13 protein-coding genes and 1 pseudogene are annotated in these 18,060 nt (G+C 69.6%); 12 read left to right on the top strand and 2 right to left on the bottom strand.

Translation table 11 applies throughout. The features are described 5' to 3' along the window. Positions 1-25: 25 nt before the first annotated feature. Positions 26-973, bottom strand: coding sequence for a hypothetical protein (locus SSQG_RS13025; RefSeq protein ID WP_003990230.1), 948 nt, complete (start codon positions 971-973; stop codon positions 26-28). A 138-nt stretch (positions 974-1,111) separates the two neighbouring features. On the opposite strand from SSQG_RS13025, the pseudogene SSQG_RS13020 reads away from it, so the two are divergent. The 12 genes and pseudogenes from SSQG_RS13020 to SSQG_RS12965 all read left to right on the top strand — a co-directional run bounded on the left by SSQG_RS13020 (position 1,112) and on the right by SSQG_RS12965 (position 17,165). Further along, positions 1,112-3,735: pseudogene (locus SSQG_RS13020) on the top strand (valine--tRNA ligase). Positions 3,736-3,912: 177 nt separating this feature from the next. After that, positions 3,913-5,436: a bifunctional tetrahydrofolate synthase/dihydrofolate synthase gene (gene folC / locus SSQG_RS13015; protein WP_003990228.1), complete on the top strand. Its 1,524-nt coding sequence runs from the start codon at positions 3,913-3,915 to the stop codon at positions 5,434-5,436. A gap of 5 nt (positions 5,437-5,441) precedes the next feature. Then, positions 5,442-5,801, top strand: a complete 360-nt coding sequence (locus tag SSQG_RS13010; RefSeq protein WP_039932556.1) for a DUF4233 domain-containing protein — start codon at positions 5,442-5,444, stop codon at positions 5,799-5,801. 74 nt (positions 5,802-5,875) lie between these two features. Next, entirely contained in the window at positions 5,876-6,289 is a 414-nt protein-coding gene (gene ndk / locus SSQG_RS13005; protein ID WP_003990226.1) for a nucleoside-diphosphate kinase, read from the top strand. A gap of 265 nt (positions 6,290-6,554) precedes the next feature. Beyond that, positions 6,555-7,574: a rod shape-determining protein gene (locus tag SSQG_RS13000; RefSeq protein WP_004001297.1), complete on the top strand. Its 1,020-nt coding sequence runs from the start codon at positions 6,555-6,557 to the stop codon at positions 7,572-7,574. Positions 7,575-7,718: 144 nt separating this feature from the next. Continuing rightward, the gene (gene mreC / locus SSQG_RS12995; RefSeq protein ID WP_003990224.1) at positions 7,719-8,666 is read left to right on the top strand and encodes a rod shape-determining protein MreC; all 948 of its coding nucleotides are present in this window, start codon (positions 7,719-7,721) and stop codon (positions 8,664-8,666) included. 13 nt (positions 8,667-8,679) lie between these two features. Further along, positions 8,680-9,351, top strand: a complete 672-nt coding sequence (mreD, locus tag SSQG_RS12990) for a rod shape-determining protein MreD (RefSeq protein ID WP_003990223.1) — start codon at positions 8,680-8,682, stop codon at positions 9,349-9,351. Between the two features lie 118 nt (positions 9,352-9,469). Further along, positions 9,470-11,716, top strand: a complete 2,247-nt coding sequence (gene mrdA, locus SSQG_RS12985; RefSeq protein ID WP_003990222.1) for a penicillin-binding protein 2 — start codon at positions 9,470-9,472, stop codon at positions 11,714-11,716. Next, on the top strand, positions 11,713-12,915 hold the full coding sequence (rodA, locus tag SSQG_RS12980) for a rod shape-determining protein RodA (protein WP_003990221.1): 1,203 nt from the start codon (positions 11,713-11,715) through the stop codon (positions 12,913-12,915). Before mrdA ends, rodA begins: the two co-directional genes overlap by 4 nt. Positions 12,916-12,936: 21 nt before the next feature. Next, positions 12,937-13,545 carry a hypothetical protein gene (locus SSQG_RS12975; protein ID WP_003990220.1) on the top strand — a complete coding sequence of 203 codons (609 nt, stop codon included), beginning with the start codon at positions 12,937-12,939 and terminating at the stop codon, positions 13,543-13,545. A 64-nt stretch (positions 13,546-13,609) separates the two neighbouring features. Then, positions 13,610-15,112 carry a CYTH and CHAD domain-containing protein gene (locus SSQG_RS12970; protein ID WP_003990219.1) on the top strand — a complete coding sequence of 501 codons (1,503 nt, stop codon included), beginning with the start codon at positions 13,610-13,612 and terminating at the stop codon, positions 15,110-15,112. Positions 15,113-15,200: 88 nt separating this feature from the next. Next, positions 15,201-17,165, top strand: coding sequence for a TIGR03960 family B12-binding radical SAM protein (locus SSQG_RS12965; protein ID WP_039932553.1), 1,965 nt, complete (start codon positions 15,201-15,203; stop codon positions 17,163-17,165). Positions 17,166-17,197: 32 nt separating this feature from the next. Here SSQG_RS12965 and SSQG_RS12960 read toward each other — a convergent pair whose 3' ends face one another. After that, complete coding sequence (locus tag SSQG_RS12960) at positions 17,198-17,887, bottom strand: GAF and ANTAR domain-containing protein (protein ID WP_003990217.1); 690 nt, start codon at positions 17,885-17,887, stop codon at positions 17,198-17,200. Positions 17,888-18,060: the final 173 nt, after the last annotated feature.

Genomic DNA, 18,060 nt, shown 5'->3' with positions numbered 1-18,060 from the left:
CCGGGCGCCTTCGTCGTCGCCGGCGTCAGGCCTTGACGCGGACTTCCTCGCGGATCTTGGTGGTGAGGTCGATCGCCACGTCCTGGGTGACGCCCTGCGCCGCCTCAGCCGGCGACACGATGGCGATGGTGCTGTAGTCGGCCCACGCGCAGAACCAGTTGACCTTCTCCTTCTTGGTCAGCTGGTCCTGCGACTTGGCCGACTGGCACTTCATGGCCGCGCCGTCGAGGTCGGCCTCCTCGGGCTCCCCGATCAGTTCGGGCTTCGTGGACCCGGACGCGGCCTCCTTCTCGGACGACTTCTTGAAGTTGGCGAAGAACAGGTCCAGCGTCGCCTCCGGGTCGGTGATCTCACCGTAGGCGCCCGCCACCGTCAGGGTCTTGGCCGATGCCATCTTCGCCGCGGACGAGGGATCGTCGGGGTCGTAGTCGCTCAGGTCCACCGTGGAGTAGAGGCCCGCAGCGGTCTTGGCGCCCTTGACGCCGCTCTTCTCCAACTCCGAGGCGTTTCCGGCGGTCTGCCCGTCCTTCGTGGTGCGCTTGTACTCGGTGAGCACGGTCGCCGGCGTCGTCAGCTTGTGCGGCCCGTCGTCCTCCAGGCCGCCGCCCCCGCCGATCACGAAGTAGGCGCCCACGGCGATCGCCGCGACGACCGCGACCGCGCCGATGATGATGCCCGTCTTCTTCTTGCCGCCGCCCGGGGGCGGGGGCTGGGGGACGCCGTACTGGGGCTGCTGGCCGTAGGGCGGCTGCTGACCGTACTGGGGCTGCTGACCGTAGGGGGCCTGCTGGGGCGGGACGCCCTGCGGGGCCTGCTGCGGGTAGCCGTAACCGGGCTGGGGCGGAGGGGCCTGCTGGGGGTAGCCGTAGCCGGGCTGGGGCGCCTGTGGCGGCTGGCCGTACGGACCCGGCTGGCCGTACGGTCCGGGCTGCTGAGGCTGCCCGCCGTACGGGCCCGGCTGGTTGTAGCTCATGTTCTGGGTTCCCCTCCAGATGCTTATGCGTTCGGGACATCCTGGCGCAGACCCGCCGTGTGCATGGCATCGGGCCCCCCACCGTTACAAACGAAACGCGTTTCGGGACACGGACGTGACGCCTCTAAACTGACCCCCGTGACCGAGAACGCTCAGCAGCAGCCACCAGCGCCCAGCACCGACCTGCCGACCCAGTACGCGCCGGCCGACGTAGAGGGGCCGCTGTACGAGCGCTGGGTAGAGCGGGGTTACTTCGAGGCGGACGAGAAGAGCGACAAGCCGCCGTACACCGTCGTCATCCCGCCGCCGAACGTCACGGGCTCGCTCCACCTGGGGCACGCCTTCGAGCACACCCTCATCGACGCCCTGACCCGCCGCAAGCGCATGCAGGGCCACGAGACGCTGTGGCAGCCCGGCATGGACCACGCCGGCATCGCCACGCAGAACGTCGTCGAGCGGGAGCTCGCCAAGGAGGGCAAGTCCCGGCACGACCTGGGCCGTGAGGCCTTCGTCGAGCGCGTCTGGCAGTGGAAGGGCGAGTCCGGCGGCCAGATCAGCGGCCAGATGCGCCGCCTCGGCGACGGCGTCGCCTGGTCCCGCGAGCGCTTCACCATGGACGAGGGCCTCTCCCAGGCCGTCCAGACCATCTTCAAGCGGCTCTACGACGACGAGCTGATCTACCGCGCCGAGCGCATCATCAACTGGTGCCCCCGTTGTCTGACCGCCATCTCGGACATCGAGGTCGAGTACCAGGACGACGACGGCGAGCTCGTCTCCATGAAGTACGGCGACGGGGACGACACCATCGTCGTCGCCACCACCCGCGCCGAGACCATGCTCGGTGACACGGCCGTCGCCGTTCACCCCGAGGACGAGCGGTACAAGCACCTGGTCGGCAAGCAGGTCAAGCTGCCGCTGACCGACCGCTCCATCCCCGTCGTCGCCGACGAGCACGTCGACCCGGAGTTCGGCACCGGTGCCGTCAAGGTGACGCCGGCCCACGACCCGAACGACTTCGAGATCGGCCAGCGCCACCACCTCCCGGCGCTGACGATCATGGACGAGCACGCGGTCATCACCGCCCACGGTCCCTTCCAGGGCCTGGACCGCCTGGAGGCCCGCTCGGCGATCGTCGCCGCGCTGCGCGCCGAGGGCCGGATCGTCGCCGAGAAGCGGCCGTACGTCCACTCGGTCGGCCACTGCTCGCGCTGCAAGACCACCATCGAGCCGCGCCTGTCCATGCAGTGGTGGGTCAAGGTCGGGCCGCTCGCGAAGGCCGCGGGTGACGCGGTCCGCGACGGGCGCGTCAAGATCCACCCCCAGGAGATGGAGAAGCGCTACTTCGACTGGGTCGACAACCTCCACGACTGGTGCATCTCGCGGCAGTTGTGGTGGGGGCACCGCATCCCGGTCTGGTACGGCCCGAACGGCGAGGTCGTCTGCGTCGGCCCCGACGAGCAGCCGCCCGGCACCGAGGCCGAGGGCTGGCGCCAGGACACCGACGTCCTCGACACCTGGTTCTCCTCCGGCCTGTGGCCGTTCTCCACGCTGGGCTGGCCCGAACAGACCGAGTCGCTCGCGAAGTTCTACCCGAACTCGGTCCTGGTCACCGGCTACGACATCCTCTTCTTCTGGGTCGCCCGGATGATGATGTTCGGCCTGTACGCGATGGACGGCACCCCGCCGTTCCACACCATCGCCCTGCACGGCATGGTCCGTGACCAGTTCGGCAAGAAGATGTCGAAGTCCTTCGGCAACGCGGTCAACCCGCTGGACTGGATGGACAAGTACGGCAGCGATGCCCTGCGCTTCACTCTGGCCCGCGGCGCCAACCCCGGCGTCGACGTCCCGATCGGCGAGGACTGGGTCCAGGGCTCCCGCAACTTCGCCAACAAGATCTGGAACGCGACGCGCTTCGCGATGATGAACGGCGCGACGGTGGACGGCCCGCTGCCCGACCCGTCGAAGATGTCCGCCACGGACCGGTGGATCCTCTCCCGCCTGAACACCGTCGTCGCCGAAGTCGACGCGTTCTACGAGGACTTCCAGTTCGCGAAGCTCTCCGACGCGCTCTTCCACTTCGCGTGGGACGAGGTCTTCGACTGGTACGTCGAGCTGTCCAAGACGACGTTCCAGGCGGGCGGCGAGGCGGCCGAGGTCTCCAAGCGGGTCCTCGGCGAGGTCCTCGACGTCACGCTGAAGCTGCTGCACCCGGTGGTCCCCTTCGTCACCGAGACCCTGTGGACCACGCTCACCGGCGGCGAGTCGGTCGTCATCGCCGCCTGGCCGAAGGACAGTGGCTTCCGGGACGCCGGCGCCGAGCGCGAGATCGAGTCCCTCCAGTCGGTCATCACCGAGGTCCGCCGCTTCCGCGCCGACCAGGGCCTCCAGCCCGGCCAGCGGGTCCCGGCCCGCCTCACCCTGGACGGCACCCCGTTCGCCACCCACGAGGCCGCCATCCGCCAGCTGCTGCGCCTCCAGCCGGAGGGCGACGCGTTCACGGCCACGGCGACCCTCCCGGTCGCCGGCGCCGAGGTCGCCCTCGACCTCTCCGGCACGATCGACGTGGCGGCGGAGCGCAAGCGCCTGGCGAAGGACCTGGCGGCCGCCGAGAAGGAGAAGGCCCAGGCGGGCGCGAAGCTCGGCAACGAGGCGTTCCTCGCGAAGGCCCCCGACCACGTCGTGACAGATCCGCACCGCCTCGCAAGGCGGAGGAGGACATCACCGCATCAGTCCAGCTGGAGCGCCTCCCGCAGGCGTAACCGTCCCCACGGTGTGTGAGGCCCCCGGAGCCGCCAGGCCCGGGGGCCTCACACGTACCTCTGGGACACGCACTCAGGGACGCGGGGAACTGCGCGACCAGCTCCCACGGAGCCGCAGCCGCCCACAGGCACAAGCCACCGCAAACAATGTCAGTCGGTCTCCGTAGACTGGGCCCCGTGAGCGAGCTCCCTCCAGACCACGACGCCGACGACCAGCCCGACCCCCTCGACTCCTTCGACGAGATCATCGCGGAAGAGACCACCCGCGACCCCGACCTCGCGGTCATCGAGGCCGGCAGCCGCACCCTGCGCACCCAGGGCGGCCCCCCGGACGCCGACATCCCCACCCGCCCCACCGACCCCGAGGTCGACAAGGCCCTGCGCGAGGTCGAGGCAGAGCTGGCCACGCGCTGGGGCGAGACCAAGCTGGAGCCGTCCGTCAGCCGTATCGCCGCGCTGATGGACGTGCTGGGAGAGCCGCAGCGGTCGTACCCGTCCATCCACATCACGGGCACGAACGGCAAGACCTCCACCGCCCGCATGATCGAGGCCCTGCTCGGCGCCTTCGAGCTGCGGACGGGCCGCTACACCTCGCCGCACGTGCAGTCGATCACCGAGCGCATCAGCCTGGACGGCGCCCCCATCTCCGCCGAGCGGTTCATCGAGACGTACCAGGACATCAAGCCGTACGTCGAGATGGTCGACGCGTCGCAGGAGTACCGGCTGTCCTTCTTCGAGGTGCTCACCGGCATGGCCTACGCGGCCTTCGCCGACGCCCCCGCGGACGTCGCCGTGGTCGAGGTCGGCATGGGCGGGTCCTGGGACGCCACGAACGTGATCGACGGTGACGTCGCCGTCGTCACGCCGATAGACCTCGACCACACCGACCGGCTCGGCACCACCCACGCCGAGATCGCCGCGGAGAAGGCCGGCGTCATCAAGCAGGGTGCGACGGTCATCATGGCGCAGCAGCCGGTCGACGCGGCGCAGGTGCTGCTGAAGAAGGCCGTCGAGGTGGACGCGACCGTGGCCCGGGAAGGGCTGGAGTTCGGTGTCGTGGACCGGCAGGTGGCCGTCGGCGGCCAGATGCTGACGCTGCGCGGGCTCGGCGGCGAGTACCCCGAGGTGTACCTGCCGCTGCACGGCGCGCACCAGGCGCACAACGCGGCCGTCGCGCTCGCCGCCGTCGAGGCGTTCTTCGGGGTCGGCGCCCAGCGGGCCGAGCAGCTGGACCTGGACACGATCCGCAAGGCGTTCGCGGCGGTCGCCTCGCCCGGGCGTCTCGAGGTCGTGCGGCGCTCACCGACCGTCGTGCTGGACGCCGCCCACAACCCGGCGGGCGCCCGGGCGGCGGCCGCCGCGATCGGGGAGGCCTTCCAGTTCAGCCGCCTCATCGGCGTGGTCGGCGCGAGCGGCGACAAGAACGTACGGGGGCTGCTGGAGGCCTTCGAGCCGGTCTTCGCGGAGATCGTGGTCACGCAGAACTCGAGCCACCGCGCGATGGACGCCGACGAGCTGGCGGGCATCGCTGTCGAGGTGTTCGGCGAGGAGCGGGTCCAGGTCGAGCCGCGGCTGCCGGACGCCCTGGAGGCCGCGATCACCCTGGCCGAGGAGGAGGGCGAGTTCGCGGGCGGCGGTGTGCTCGTCACCGGCTCCGTCATCACCGTCGGCGAGGCCCGACTGCTCCTGGGGAGGGGCTGAGTCCCGTGCGTACCCTCTGTTCCTCGACCCTGATCGGCGAGTTCTTCATCATCGGATTCGCCGGGCTGGTCGCCATGAAGGACCCCGACCTGTCCATGACCACGGTGTGGACGGTCAGCGGTGTCGCGATGTTCCTGTGCCTGGTGCTGTGCGGCCTGGTGACGCGCCCCGGCGGGGTCGTGCTCGGCTGGGCGCTGCAGCTCGGGCTCATCGCGTCGGGTTTCGTCGTGCCGATGATGTTCTTCCTCGGCGCGGTCTTCGCGGCCCTGTGGTGGGCGTCCGTGCACTACGGGCGGAAGGTCGACGCGGCGAAGGCGAGGTTCGCGGCGGCCCAGGCCGGTTCCTCCACACCTGACGCTGCGTAACAGGTGCCCCGACACGCCGGGTAACCTCGTCTCACCGCACAACCGCACAACCTTGACGCATAAGGAGCCCCGTCGTGACCCAGCGCACCCTCGTCCTGCTCAAGCCCGACGCCGTCCGTCGCGGCCTGACCGGCGAGATCATCAGCCGCATCGAGCGCAAGGCGGGCTGGACGATCACCGCGCTGGAACTGCGCACCCTGGACCAGGACACGCTGGAGCAGCACTACGGCGAGCACAAGGGCAAGCCCTTCTACGAGCCGCTGGTGGAGTTCATGGCCTCGGGCCCGGTCGTGGCGCTGATCGTCGAGGGCGAGCGGGTCATCGAGGGGCTGCGCGCGCTCGCCGGCCCGACCGACCCGATCGCGGCTGCCCCCGGATCCATCCGCGGCGACTACGGCGTGATCGTCCGGGAGAACCTGATCCACGCCTCGGACTCGGAGGAGTCCGCGGAGCGCGAAGTGAAGATCTTCTTCCCGGGTCGCGCGTAAAGCGCGAAGGGCGAGCAAAGTCTGGGGGCGCCGCTCCCAGACTTTTCTGGCATATACGTGCCGATCGAGGGAACGATCGCCCCCGAACGCCCGTCTCCACAAGCGAACCCGCGCAGCATCTGCTGACATTGGCGGAGACCCTCCCGCAGTGTTCGCGAAGGCGCGTCTACGATGGAAGCCTTCACGTCACAGCACCCACCTTTGCCTACCTGAAAAGCCCTCAAAAGCTCCTGGGAAGGCCAGACGAATCCTGATGGGGAACTCAATGTCGTTCATCGGCCGTGACATGGCTGTCGACCTCGGGACCGCCAACACGCTGGTGTACGTCAGGGGTCGTGGGATCGTACTCAACGAGCCGTCCGTGGTCGCGATCAACACCAACACCGGTGGCATCCTCGCGGTCGGCGCCGAAGCGAAGAAGATGATCGGGCGCACGCCCGGCAACATCGTTGCCGTACGTCCACTGAAGGACGGTGTGATCGCCGACTTCGAGATCACCGAGCGGATGCTCCGCTACTTCATCCTGAAGATCCACAAGCGGCGGTATCTGGCTCGTCCGCGGGTCGTCGTCTGTGTGCCCTCGGGCATCACGGGCGTCGAGCGCCGCGCCGTCATCGAGGCGTCGTCCCAGGCCGGCGCCCGCCAGGTGCACATCATCGAGGAGCCCATGGCCGCGGCCATCGGCTCCGGCCTGCCGGTCCACGAGGCCACGGGCAACATGGTGGTCGACATCGGCGGCGGCACCACGGAGGTCGCGGTCATCTCCCTCGGCGGCATCGTCACCGCCCAGTCCATCCGTGTCGCGGGCGACGAACTGGACAACGCGATCATCCAGCACATCAAGAAGGAGTACTCCCTCCTGCTGGGTGAGCGGACGGCCGAACAGATCAAGATCACGATCGGTTCGGCGTACGACCTCGACTCCGACGAGCACACCGAAATCCGCGGCCGGGACCTGGTCTCCGGGCTGCCGAAGACCGTCGTCATCTCCGCGGCGGAAGTCCGCAAGGCGATCGAGGAACCGGTCAACGCGATCGTCGACGCCGTCAAGACGACCCTCGACAAGTGTCCGCCGGAGCTGTCCGGCGACATCATGGACCGGGGAATCGTTCTGACCGGCGGCGGGGCGCTGCTGAGGGGCCTGGACGAGCGGCTGCGCCGGGAGACCGGCATGCCGATCCACATCGCCGAGGATCCCTTGGACAGCGTGGCGCTCGGTTCCGGAAAGTGCGTCGAGGAGTTCGAGGCGCTCCAGCAGGTGCTGGACGCTCAGCCGCGCAGATGACGTAACTCTTCGATTCCGCCGTACGGGACGATCTCCTCTCGTACGGCGGATCGTTGATATAGAGACATAAACTCCCACAAAGCAGCCCCTCGGGTTTCCCTGGGGCTTCCCGAATTCCTATGAGGAAGGGCACGGCCGCCGCACGTGAGGGACACACGAGAGAGCCGGCTGCTCCTGGTGCTGCTGATCGCCATCGCGTTCGCGTTGATCACGGTGGACATCCGCGGCGGGGAGGATTCGCCCGTGGACGGCGCGCGACAGGCCGCGGCGACGGTCTTCGGCCCGATCGAGAGCGGTGTGTCGGCCGGGGTCGACCCGATCGGCAACGCGGTCTCCGCCATCCGTGACTCCGGCGGGCGGCACGACCGGCTCGCTCTGCTGGAGGAGGAGAACGCGGCCCTGAAGGCCCGGCTCGGCAGCGACGACCGCAGCCGCAGCCGCCTCAAGCAGCTCGACAAGATGCTGAAGACGGCCGGCCAGGGCCAGTACGGCATCAAGGGCGCCCAGGTCATCGCCATAGGGGCGGCGCAGGGCTTCTCCTGGACCATCACCATCGATGTCGGCGCGAGCGACGGCATCAAGCGCGACATGACCGTCCTGAACGGGGACGGGCTCATCGGGCGGGTCACCACCGTCGGGCCCGACACCGCCACGGTCCTGCTCGCCAGCGACCCCGACTTCACGGTCGGCACCCGGATGGAGTCCAGCGACGAACTCGGCTTCGCCTCCGGGCAGGGCGACCGCCCGCTGCGTGTGGAACTCCTCAACGGCAAGGCGGAGGTCAAGAAGGGCGACCGCCTGGTCACCTTCGGCTCGCAGGCCGACCGGCCGTTCGTGCCCGGCGTGCCCGTCGGCGTCGTCTCCCGTGTCGACCCGTCAGGCGGCGGCCTGACCCGCACGCTGTACGTCACGCCGTACGCCAGCTTCACCAAGCTCGACATCGTCGGTGTCGTCGTCGAGGCCCCGAAGAAGGACCCGCGCGACACGGTGCTCCCGCCCAAGCCCAAGCCGACCCCCAGGCCGACGGTGACGGTGACCGTGACGCCGTCGGCCGAGGCACCCGCAGACGGCCAGAACCAGCCAGAGCAGTAGGAGCTGTCACCTCATGCGCGTCAACCGGATCCTGCTCTCCTCCGTCCTGGTCGTCGTCGCCCTGGTGATCCAGGTGAGCGTCCTCGCCCGCCTGCACCTGCCCGGCGCCGTGCCCGACCTGATGCTGCTCACCGTCCTCGGACTCGCCCTGGTGTACGGGCACGTCGGCGGCGCCCTCGTCGGCTTCGGCGCGGGTCTGCTCGCCGACCTGGCCCCGCCCGCGGACCACGCGGCCGGGCGCTACGCACTCGTGCTGTGCGTCATCGGCTACCTCGCGGGCCTGGTGAAGCCCGAGACGGGCCGGCTGAAGTCCGCGACCGGCCCCATGGTCGTGGTGGTCGCCGCCGCCGTCGGCTCCACCCTGCTGTATGCCGGGGTCGGCGCCCTCGTCGGTGACACCGCCGCCCGCCACGTGGGCCTGGGCAGCCTGCTGTTCACGGCCGCCCTGTACGACCTGCTGCTGGCCCCGTTCGTCGTGCCCGGGGTGATGGCACTGGCCCGGCGCGCCGAGAACGATCCGCTCGCCGAGTCCGGTTCCGCCGCCAAGGCCACCGACATCTCCTCCGGCTGGCTCTCCGGCGGCACCGGCCTGAAGATCGGCAGCCAGCGGAACGGGCTGCGGGTGAAGGCGGTCCGGGCCCGGATGGCGCGGGCCGGGCGCATCAAGGGGGTCAAGCGGCTGTGAACGGTCAAGCGGCTGTGAACGGTCAAGCGACGGTGAGGGGTCAAGCGGCTGTGCACGCAGGGGACTTCAGCCCGTCATCACAGAGTCGTAGGCGTACGGAGAGGGGGAGGCAGCAGCAGTGACCAACATTCCCGAGACCGGCCGGAACACACGGGTCCAGATCCGGCTCGTCGTCATCCAGGTCCTCGTCCTCTCCCTTCTGCTCACGCTCGGCGGACGCCTGTGGTACCTGCAGATCCGTGAGGGCGCGGCCTATGCCAAGGAGGCCTCCGGGAACCACGTCCAGCAGGTCGTCCAGCCGGCCGTCCGCGGCTCCATCCTGGACGCGCGCGGCGTGGCCCTCGCCGACAACGAGACCCGGCTGGTCGTCTCCGCCTCCCGCACCGACCTGCTGAAGATGAAGGACGACGGCAAGGACGTCCTGACCAAGCTCGCCGGCGTGCTGGGCATGACCCCCAAGGAGGTCATGGCGAAGGTCCGGCTGTGTGACGCCAAGACGCCCCAGCCCTGCTGGAACGGCTCGCCCTACCAGCCCATCCCCATCACCGACGAGGCCACCGCCAAGCAGGCCCTGCAGATCCGCGAGCGCGCCGAGGACTTCCCCGGCATCACCGCCGAGCCGCAGGCCGTGCGCCGCTACCCGAGCCCGGGCAAGGCCAACACCGCCCAGGTCCTCGGCTACCTCTCGCCGGTCACCGACGAGGAGATCAAGGAGGCGCAGGACACCAACTCGCCGTACCTGCGCTCCGACCAGGTGGGCCGCTCGGGCATCGAGCGCCAGTACGACAAGCAGCTGCGCGGCAAGGCCGGCGTCACCCGCTACGAGGTCGACAACCTCGGCCGCGTCATCGGCCAGGCCGAGGCGGACCCCGCCCACCCGGGCGACAACCTCGTCACCAGCATCGACGCCCGCGTCCAGCGGATCGCCGAGTACCAGCTGAACGAGGCCATGAAGGAGGCCCGCAAGCAGCACGACCGGAACACCGGCACCAACTACAAGGCCGACTCCGGCGCCGTCGTGGTGATGGAGGCCAAGACCGGCCGCGTCGTCGCCATGGCGTCCAACCCGGACTACGACCCGAACGCCTGGGTCGGCGGCATCTCCGCGAAGGACTACGCCCGGCTCACCGGCAAGAGCTCCAACTACCCGCTGCTCAACCGCGCGATCCAGGGCCAGTCGGCGCCCGGCTCGATCTTCAAGGTCGTCCCGACGGCCGCCGCGGTCAACGCGGGCTACTCCTTCGACGGCCCCTACCAGTGCTCCAGCTCGTACTCCATCGGCGGCCAGGTCTTCAAGAACTTCGAGTCCAAGGGATACGGGCCGATCAGCCTCGGCCGCGCCCTGGAGGTCTCCTGCGACACCGTCTTCTACCGGCTCTCCCACGAGGAGTGGAAGCGCGACGGCGGCACCAAGCCGAAGAAGAAGCCCCACGACTGGTTCTACAAGACCGCCCACCAGTTCGGCCTCGGCGAGGAGACCGGCATCGACCTGCCCAACGAGGTCACCGGCCGCGTCCCCGACCGCCAGTGGAAGCTGAACTACTGGAAGGCCAACAAGGACGCCTGGTGCCGCACCGGCAAGCGCAACGGCAGCTACGCCGAGAAGATCGCCTACGAGAACTGCCTCGAAGGCAACCGCATGCGCGCCGGTGACTCCGTCAACTACTCCATCGGCCAGGGCGACACGCTCGTGACGCCCATCCAGATGGCCACCATCTACGGCGCCATCTCCAACGGCGGCACGCTGTACGACCCGTCCATCGGCAAGGCCGTCATCAGCGCCGACGGCAGGACCATCACGCCGATCAAGCCCAAGTCGCACGGCAAGCTGCCGATGACGCGGACGACGCGCGACCGCATAGACGATGCCCTCGCGGGAGTCGCCACCCGCGGTACGGCCGCCTGGCGCTTCGGCGGCTGGCCGCAGGACAAGATCCCGATGCACGCCAAGACGGGTACGGCCGAGGTCTACGGCAAGCAGACGACCTCCTGGTTCGCCACGTACACCAAGGACTACACGGTCGTCATGACCATCTCCCAGGGTGGCACGGGCTCCGGCGCCTCCGGCCCCGCCGTCCGCAACATCTACAACGCGCTGTACGGCGTCTCCGAGGACGGCAAGATCGACTCGAAGAAGGCCCTGCTGCCCACCCCCGAGAAGGCCCTGCCCAAGGTCAAGACGGACGGCACCATCGCCACCCCGAAGATCGCCAAGGACCCGGCCAAGGACCCGCAGGCGAAGAAGAAGGACCCGAACGCCCCGGCCGACCCGCTCCAGCCGGTGACGTCGGCCCCACCGTCCCCCGAGAACCGTGACACCCGAAGGCGCCGGCGCCGGCGGGGAAGCCGGAGGTTGCCGACATGACCGGCGGTGTGAACAGCTTCCAGGTCTCGGGCTACGGCCCCGAGCGCACCGGCTGGAACCGCTTGCTCGCACGCGACTCCGTGGCGCGGCGGCTCGACTGGCCGATCCTGCTGTCGGCGATGGCCCTGTCGCTGCTCGGCACGCTCCTCGTCTACTCGGCGACCCGCAACCGCACGGAGCTCAACCAGGGCGACCCCTACTACTTCCTCATCCGGCACCTGCTCAACACCGGCATCGGCCTCGCCCTGATGGTCGGCACCATCTGGCTCGGCCACCGCGGCCTGCGCACCGCCGTGCCGATCCTGTACGGCGTCTCGGTCCTGCTGATTCTGCTGGTGCTCACCCCGCTCGGCTCCACGATCAACGGCGCCCACTCGTGGATCAAGCTCCCCGGCGGCTTCTCCCTCCAGCCCTCCGAGTTCGTGAAGGTCACGATCATCCTGGGCATGGCCATGCTGCTCTCGGCCCGGGTCGACGCGGGAGACCGGCAGTACCCCGACCACCGCACGGTGCTGCAGGCCCTGGGTCTGGCCACCGTGCCCATGCTGATCGTGATGCTCATGCCCGACCTCGGGTCGGTCATGGTCATGGTCATCATCGTGCTCGGCGTGCTGCTCGCCTCGGGTTCCTCCAACAGGTGGGTGTTCGGGCTGCTCGGCGCGGGCGCGGCCGGCGCGATCGCCGTCTGGCAGCTCGGGGTGCTCGACGAGTACCAGATCAACCGCTTCGCCGCCTTCGCCAACCCCGAACTCGACCCGGCCGGCGTCGGCTACAACACCAACCAGGCCCGTATCGCCATCGGCTCCGGCGGCCTGACCGGCTCCGGCCTCTTCCACGGCTCGCAGACCACCGGCCAGTTCGTGCCCGAGCAGCAGACCGACTTCGTCTTCACCGTGGCGGGGGAGGAGCTGGGCTTCCTCGGCGGCGGCCTGATCATCCTGCTGCTCGGCATCGTCCTGTGGCGGGCCTGCCGGATCGCCCGCGAGACCACCGACCTGTACGGCACGGTCGTGGCGGCCGGCATCGTCGCCTGGCTCGCCTTCCAGACGTTCGAGAACGTCGGCATGACCCTCGGCATCATGCCCGTCACCGGCCTGCCCCTGCCGTTCGTGTCGTACGGCGGCTCGTCGATGTTCGCCGTGTGGATAGCGGTCGGCCTGCTGCAGTCGATCCGGGTACAGCGACCGATGTCGGCCTAGCGACTCTGACGGGGGAACGGAATGTCCGAAGAGTACGTGGCCCTGTGCCCGGTGACCGAGGAACTGGTGAGCCAACTCCTCGCGCTGGCGGAGCTGGACCTCACCGACGACGACGCCGTCGAGGAACGGATGCGCGAGACCGGCTGGCCCGACTGGTCACAGGCGGTGCGGGGACCGGCGTACGAGGGCACACCCGATGTCCCCGACGCCACCCACGTCACCCCGCAGGGACACTTCGTCACCTGCGACGGCGACGGCTCGCTCCACCTGCCGTTCGCCTACCTCTACTCCGTCGACGGCGGACTGCTCGACGAGGACTGCTGGGGCACCCTGCCCGGCTGGACCAGCCAGGAGGGCGCCTGGCGGCCCGAGTTCGACGCCCACTTCGCCACCGTGGTGCAGCGCTTCACCGACCGGCTGGGCCTGCCGAACCACGACATCCGGCAGCCCAAGTACGACACCCGGTACGTCAGCTGGCGCCTGGAACACAACGTGCTGATCGTCGGGCAGGGCCCGGAGCCGCTGTCGTACCACCAGTTCGAGGACGCCCATGTGTACCTCGTCTCCCGGACGGCGAAGGACGCGCCGTTCCCGGACGGCGAGGAGATGCGGGCCCTGCTGACCACCTGAACGTGAAGCCCTTCCCGCGGCGCCCACCCTGCCGTTCCGGCCGGTCAGCCATTAGATTCATTGCATGGCGGAGACGAAACGCGAGGTCGAGCGCAAGTACGAATCCGACGACAGCGGGCTTCCCGACCTGACCGGCGTCGCGGGTGTCGCGGACGTCCTCGACAAGGGCGTGGCGGAACTGGACGCCACCTACTACGACACGTCCGACCTGCGCCTGGCCGCGGCCTCGATCACCCTGCGCCGCCGCACCGGCGGCTCCGACGCCGGCTGGCACCTCAAGCTGCCGGTCGCCGCCGGCGTCCGGGACGAGATCCAGGCCCCCCTCTCCGACGCGGTCCCCGACGAGATCGCGGCGCTGGTCCGCTCGCGCGTCCGCACAGGGCAGATCGTGGCCGTCATGCGGCTGCGCTCCGAACGGGACATACGCGAACTCCGCGACCACGACGGGCGGCCGCTCGCCGAGGTGAGCGTGGACGCCGTACGGGCGGAACGGCTCTTCGGCGGCAAGGGCACCGCCCAGTGGACCGAGATCGAGGTGGAGCTCGCCGACGGGGGAGACCCCGCCTTCCTCGACAAGGTGGACAAGCGGCTGCGCAAGGCCGGCGTACGGCCGTCCTCCTCGCCGTCCAAGCTGGCGCGGGCCCTCGCCGAGACGACACCGCGGAAACGGCGCGCGACCGCCGCCGGGGAGCCCGTGACCGCCGGAGACCATGTACTCGCGTACCTGCGCGCCCAGCGCGACGCGATCGTCGAGCTCGACCCCGCCGTCCGCAGGGACGCCGAGGACTCCGTGCACAGCATGCGCGTGGCCACCCGCCGGCTGCGCAGCACCCTCAAGTCGTTCGGCAAGGTCCTCGACCGGGCCGTCACCGACCCGATCGGCGACGAGCTGAAGTGGCTGGCCGGCGAGCTGGGCCGGGACCGCGACCGGGAGGTGCTCGCCGAACGGCTCACGGCGACCCTCGACGAGGTGCCCGCCGACCTGGTCCACGGCCCGGTGCCCGAGCGGATCGACACCTGGTCCAGCACCGAGCACCACGGGGCCCGCGGCCGGCTCCTCGGCATCCTGGACTCCCGCCGCTACCTCGACCTGCTCGACACCCTGGACGCACTGATCGCCGACCCGCCGCTGCGCAAGGCCGCCGGCAGGAAACCACGCAAGGTGATCGCCAAGGCCGTGAAGAAGGACTTCCGCAAGGTCGCCGGGCTCATCCAGCAGGCACGGGAACTGGAGCCCGGCACCGACCGGGACGTCGCGATCCACAACGCCCGCAAGAAGACCAAGCGCACCCGCTACGCGGCGGAAGCCGGCGAACCGGCCCTCGGCAAACCCGCCAAGAACCTGGTCAAGACCATGAAGGGGCTGCAGAACCTGCTCGGCGAACACCAGGACAGCGTGATGGCCCGGCAGACCCTCCGCGAGCTGTCGGCGGTCGCCCACGCGGCGGGGCAGGACACCTTCACCTACGGCCTGCTCCACGAGCGCGAGGAGCAGCGGGCCCTGCGCGTGGAGGCCGAGCTGCCCGCCTTCTGGGACGGGATCAAGGACGCGACGGCGGGCCTGTAGGCCTTCGGGCGTACAAGGCCGCTCCGCGGTCGCGTTAGTCTGGATGGTCACCCCTGTCAGTTCAGTCCAGCTCACGAAGGTGCGCGACATGCCTGCCGAAGTCGCTGCGTCGGTCTTCCCGCAGCTCGAAGCTCTGCTCCCGCATGTGCAGAAGCCGATCCAGTACGTCGGCGGAGAGCTCAACTCCACGGTCAAGGACTGGGAGTCCTGTGACGTCCGCTGGGCGCTCATGTACCCGGACGCCTACGAGGTCGGTCTCCCCAACCAGGGCGTCATGATCCTCTACGAGGTCCTCAACGAGCAGCAGGGCGTCCTCGCCGAGCGCACCTACAGCGTGTGGCCGGACCTCGAGGAGCTGATGCGCAAGCACGACGTCCCGCAGTTCACGGTGGACAGCCACCGCCCGGTCAAGGCGTTCGACGTGCTCGGCCTCTCCTTCTCCACGGAGCTGGGCTACACCAACATGCTGGCGGCCCTGGACCTCTCCGGGATCCCCCTGGAGGCCAAGGACCGCGGCCCGGACGACCCGATCGTCCTGGCCGGCGGCCACGCCGCGTTCAACCCCGAGCCCATCGCGGACTTCATCGACTGCGCGGTGATCGGCGACGGCGAGCAGGCCGTCCTGGAGATCACCGCGATCATCCGCGCCTGGAAGGCGGAAGGCCGCCCCGGCGGCCGCGAGGAGCTCCTCTTCCGTCTGGCGAGGACGGGCGGGGTGTACGTCCCCGGCTTCTACGACGTCGAGTACCTGCCGGACGGCCGTATCGCCCGTGTCGTACCGAACCGCAGCGGCGTCCCGTGGCGGGTCTCCAAGCACACGGTGATGGACCTCGACGAGTGGCCGTACCCCAAGCAGCCCCTGGTCCCGCTGGCCGAGACGGTCCACGAGCGCATGTCCGTGGAGATCTTCCGCGGCTGCACCCGCGGCTGCCGCTTCTGCCAGGCCGGCATGATCACCCGCCCGGTCCGCGAGCGTTCCATCACGGGCATCGGCGACATGGTCGAACAGGGCCTGAAGGCGACGGGCTTCGAGGAGGTCGGCCTGCTGTCGCTCTCCTCGGCGGACCACAGCGAGATCGGCGACGTCGCCAAGGGCCTGGCGGACCGCTACGAGGACGACAAGATCGGCCTCTCCCTCCCCTCCACCCGCGTGGACGCCTTCAACATCGACCTGGCCAACGAGCTGACGCGCAACGGCCGCCGCTCCGGCCTCACGTTCGCCCCCGAGGGCGGCTCGGAACGCATCCGCAAGGTCATCAACAAGATGGTCTCGGAAGACGACCTGATCAGGACCGTCGCGACGGCCTACGGCAACGGCTGGCGCCAGGTGAAGCTGTACTTCATGTGCGGCCTGCCGACGGAGACCGACGAGGACGTCCTGCAGATCGCGGACATGGCGACGCGGGTCATCGCCAAGGGCCGCGAGGTGTCGAAGTCCAACGACATCCGCTGCACGGTCTCCATCGGCGGCTTCGTCCCCAAGCCCCACACGCCCTTCCAGTGGGCGCCGCAGCTGTCCGCGGAGGAGACGGACGCCCGCCTGGAGAAGCTGCGGAACAAGATCCGCGGCGACAAGAAGTACGGCCGCTCCATCGGCTTCCGCTACCACGACGGCAAGCCCGGCATCGTCGAGGGCCTGCTCTCCCGCGGCGACCGCCGCACCGGCGCGATCATCCGCGCGGTCTACGACGACGGCGGCCGCTTCGACGGCTGGCGCGAGCACTTCTCGTACGACCGCTGGATGGCCTGTGCCGACAAGGCCCTGGAGCCGTTCGGCGTGGACGTCGACTGGTACACCACGCGCGAGCGCACGTACGAGGAGGTCCTCCCCTGGGACCACCTGGACTCCGGCCTCGACAAGGACTGGCTCTGGGAGGACTGGCAGGACTCCCTCGACGAGACGGAGGTCGAGGACTGCCGCTGGACGCCTTGCTTCGATTGTGGGGTGTGTCCGCAGATGGACACCCACATCCAGATCGGCCCGACGGGCAAGAAGCTCCTGCCGCTGACGGTCAAGAACGCGGCGCCGGCGCCGAGCGGTCACGCGCACTGAGCGTCAGGTCGCTTCTCGGCGGGCCTCGCAGGTCAGCCCAGGCTGCCGCGTTCGCAGACGCGGCGGGCGACCTCGCGGAGCTTGATGTTGTTGTCCTGTGAGAAGCGGCGCAGCACGTCGAAGGCCTGCTTCTCGGTGAGGTCGTGGCTGCCCATGAGGATGCCCATGGCCTCGCCGATGAGGTGACGTGTGGCGATGGCCTGCTCCAGCTGGGCGTGGCTGCGGGCGCTGGAGAAGGCGACCGCGGCGTGCGAGGCCAGCAGCCAGCCGGCGGTCTCGCTGTCCTCGGTGAAGGCCCCGGGGCGGCCGGAGTAGAGGTTGAGGGCGCCGAGCTCTTCCTCCTCGGTGTACAGCAGGAAGCCCATCATGCTGCCCACGCCCAGTTCCTCGGCCCGTGAGGCGTACCGGGGCCAGCGGGGCACCTCGTGGGTGAAGTCGTAGATGCGGAAGACCCGTTCGCCGGTGTCGCCGCGCGCCGCGTCGAAGCAGGGGCCCTCCGCGAGGAGCTCCTGGAGCCGGTCGCTCTCGGTGACCAGGTCATGGGTGGGTGCGAGCGTCTCCACCTTCTTGCCGTGCAGGAGGAGGATGCCGGCCGCGTCGCAGCCCGACACCAGTTCCGTGGCCGAGTGGGTGATGCGTTCGAGGGTGGCGTCGACCGAGTCCTGGGCCAGCAGTTCCCGGGACATGGAAGCCATCTGCTGTGCGAACACGCGCCAGTCCACTGTCGTCCTCCTCGGTCCGGGTGCGTCGGGTGCTTCAGTGCCTCCTGCCCACGGTGCCACGCCTGGCACACGTCTGATGTGCCTTCACACGTCGTGTTCGGTGTGCTCCACTTTCGACCCTCTCACCTCCGGGCGGACGGCACCCCTTGCGAGGCATATCGAGTCTCGATAGA

The organism is Streptomyces viridochromogenes DSM 40736, assembly GCF_000158955.1.
GTDB lineage: Bacteria > Actinomycetota > Actinomycetes > Streptomycetales > Streptomycetaceae > Streptomyces > Streptomyces venetus.
Note: the sequence above shows the minus strand (reverse complement) of the source record. Positions and strands in the feature narration are given on the sequence as shown.

Coding starts and splice junctions, on each gene's coding strand:
- SSQG_RS13000 (WP_004001297.1), top strand. CDS start 6,555: ATGTCGTTCATCGGCCGTGACATGGCTGTCGACCTCGGGACCGCCAAC.
- SSQG_RS12975 (WP_003990220.1), top strand. CDS start 12,937: ATGTCCGAAGAGTACGTGGCCCTGTGCCCGGTGACCGAGGAACTGGTG.
- rodA (WP_003990221.1), top strand. CDS start 11,713: ATGACCGGCGGTGTGAACAGCTTCCAGGTCTCGGGCTACGGCCCCGAG.
- SSQG_RS12970 (WP_003990219.1), top strand. CDS start 13,610: ATGGCGGAGACGAAACGCGAGGTCGAGCGCAAGTACGAATCCGACGAC.
- SSQG_RS12965 (WP_039932553.1), top strand. CDS start 15,201: ATGCCTGCCGAAGTCGCTGCGTCGGTCTTCCCGCAGCTCGAAGCTCTG.
- SSQG_RS13025 (WP_003990230.1), bottom strand. CDS start 973: ATGAGCTACAACCAGCCGGGCCCGTACGGCGGGCAGCCTCAGCAGCCC.
- mreD (WP_003990223.1), top strand. CDS start 8,680: ATGCGCGTCAACCGGATCCTGCTCTCCTCCGTCCTGGTCGTCGTCGCC.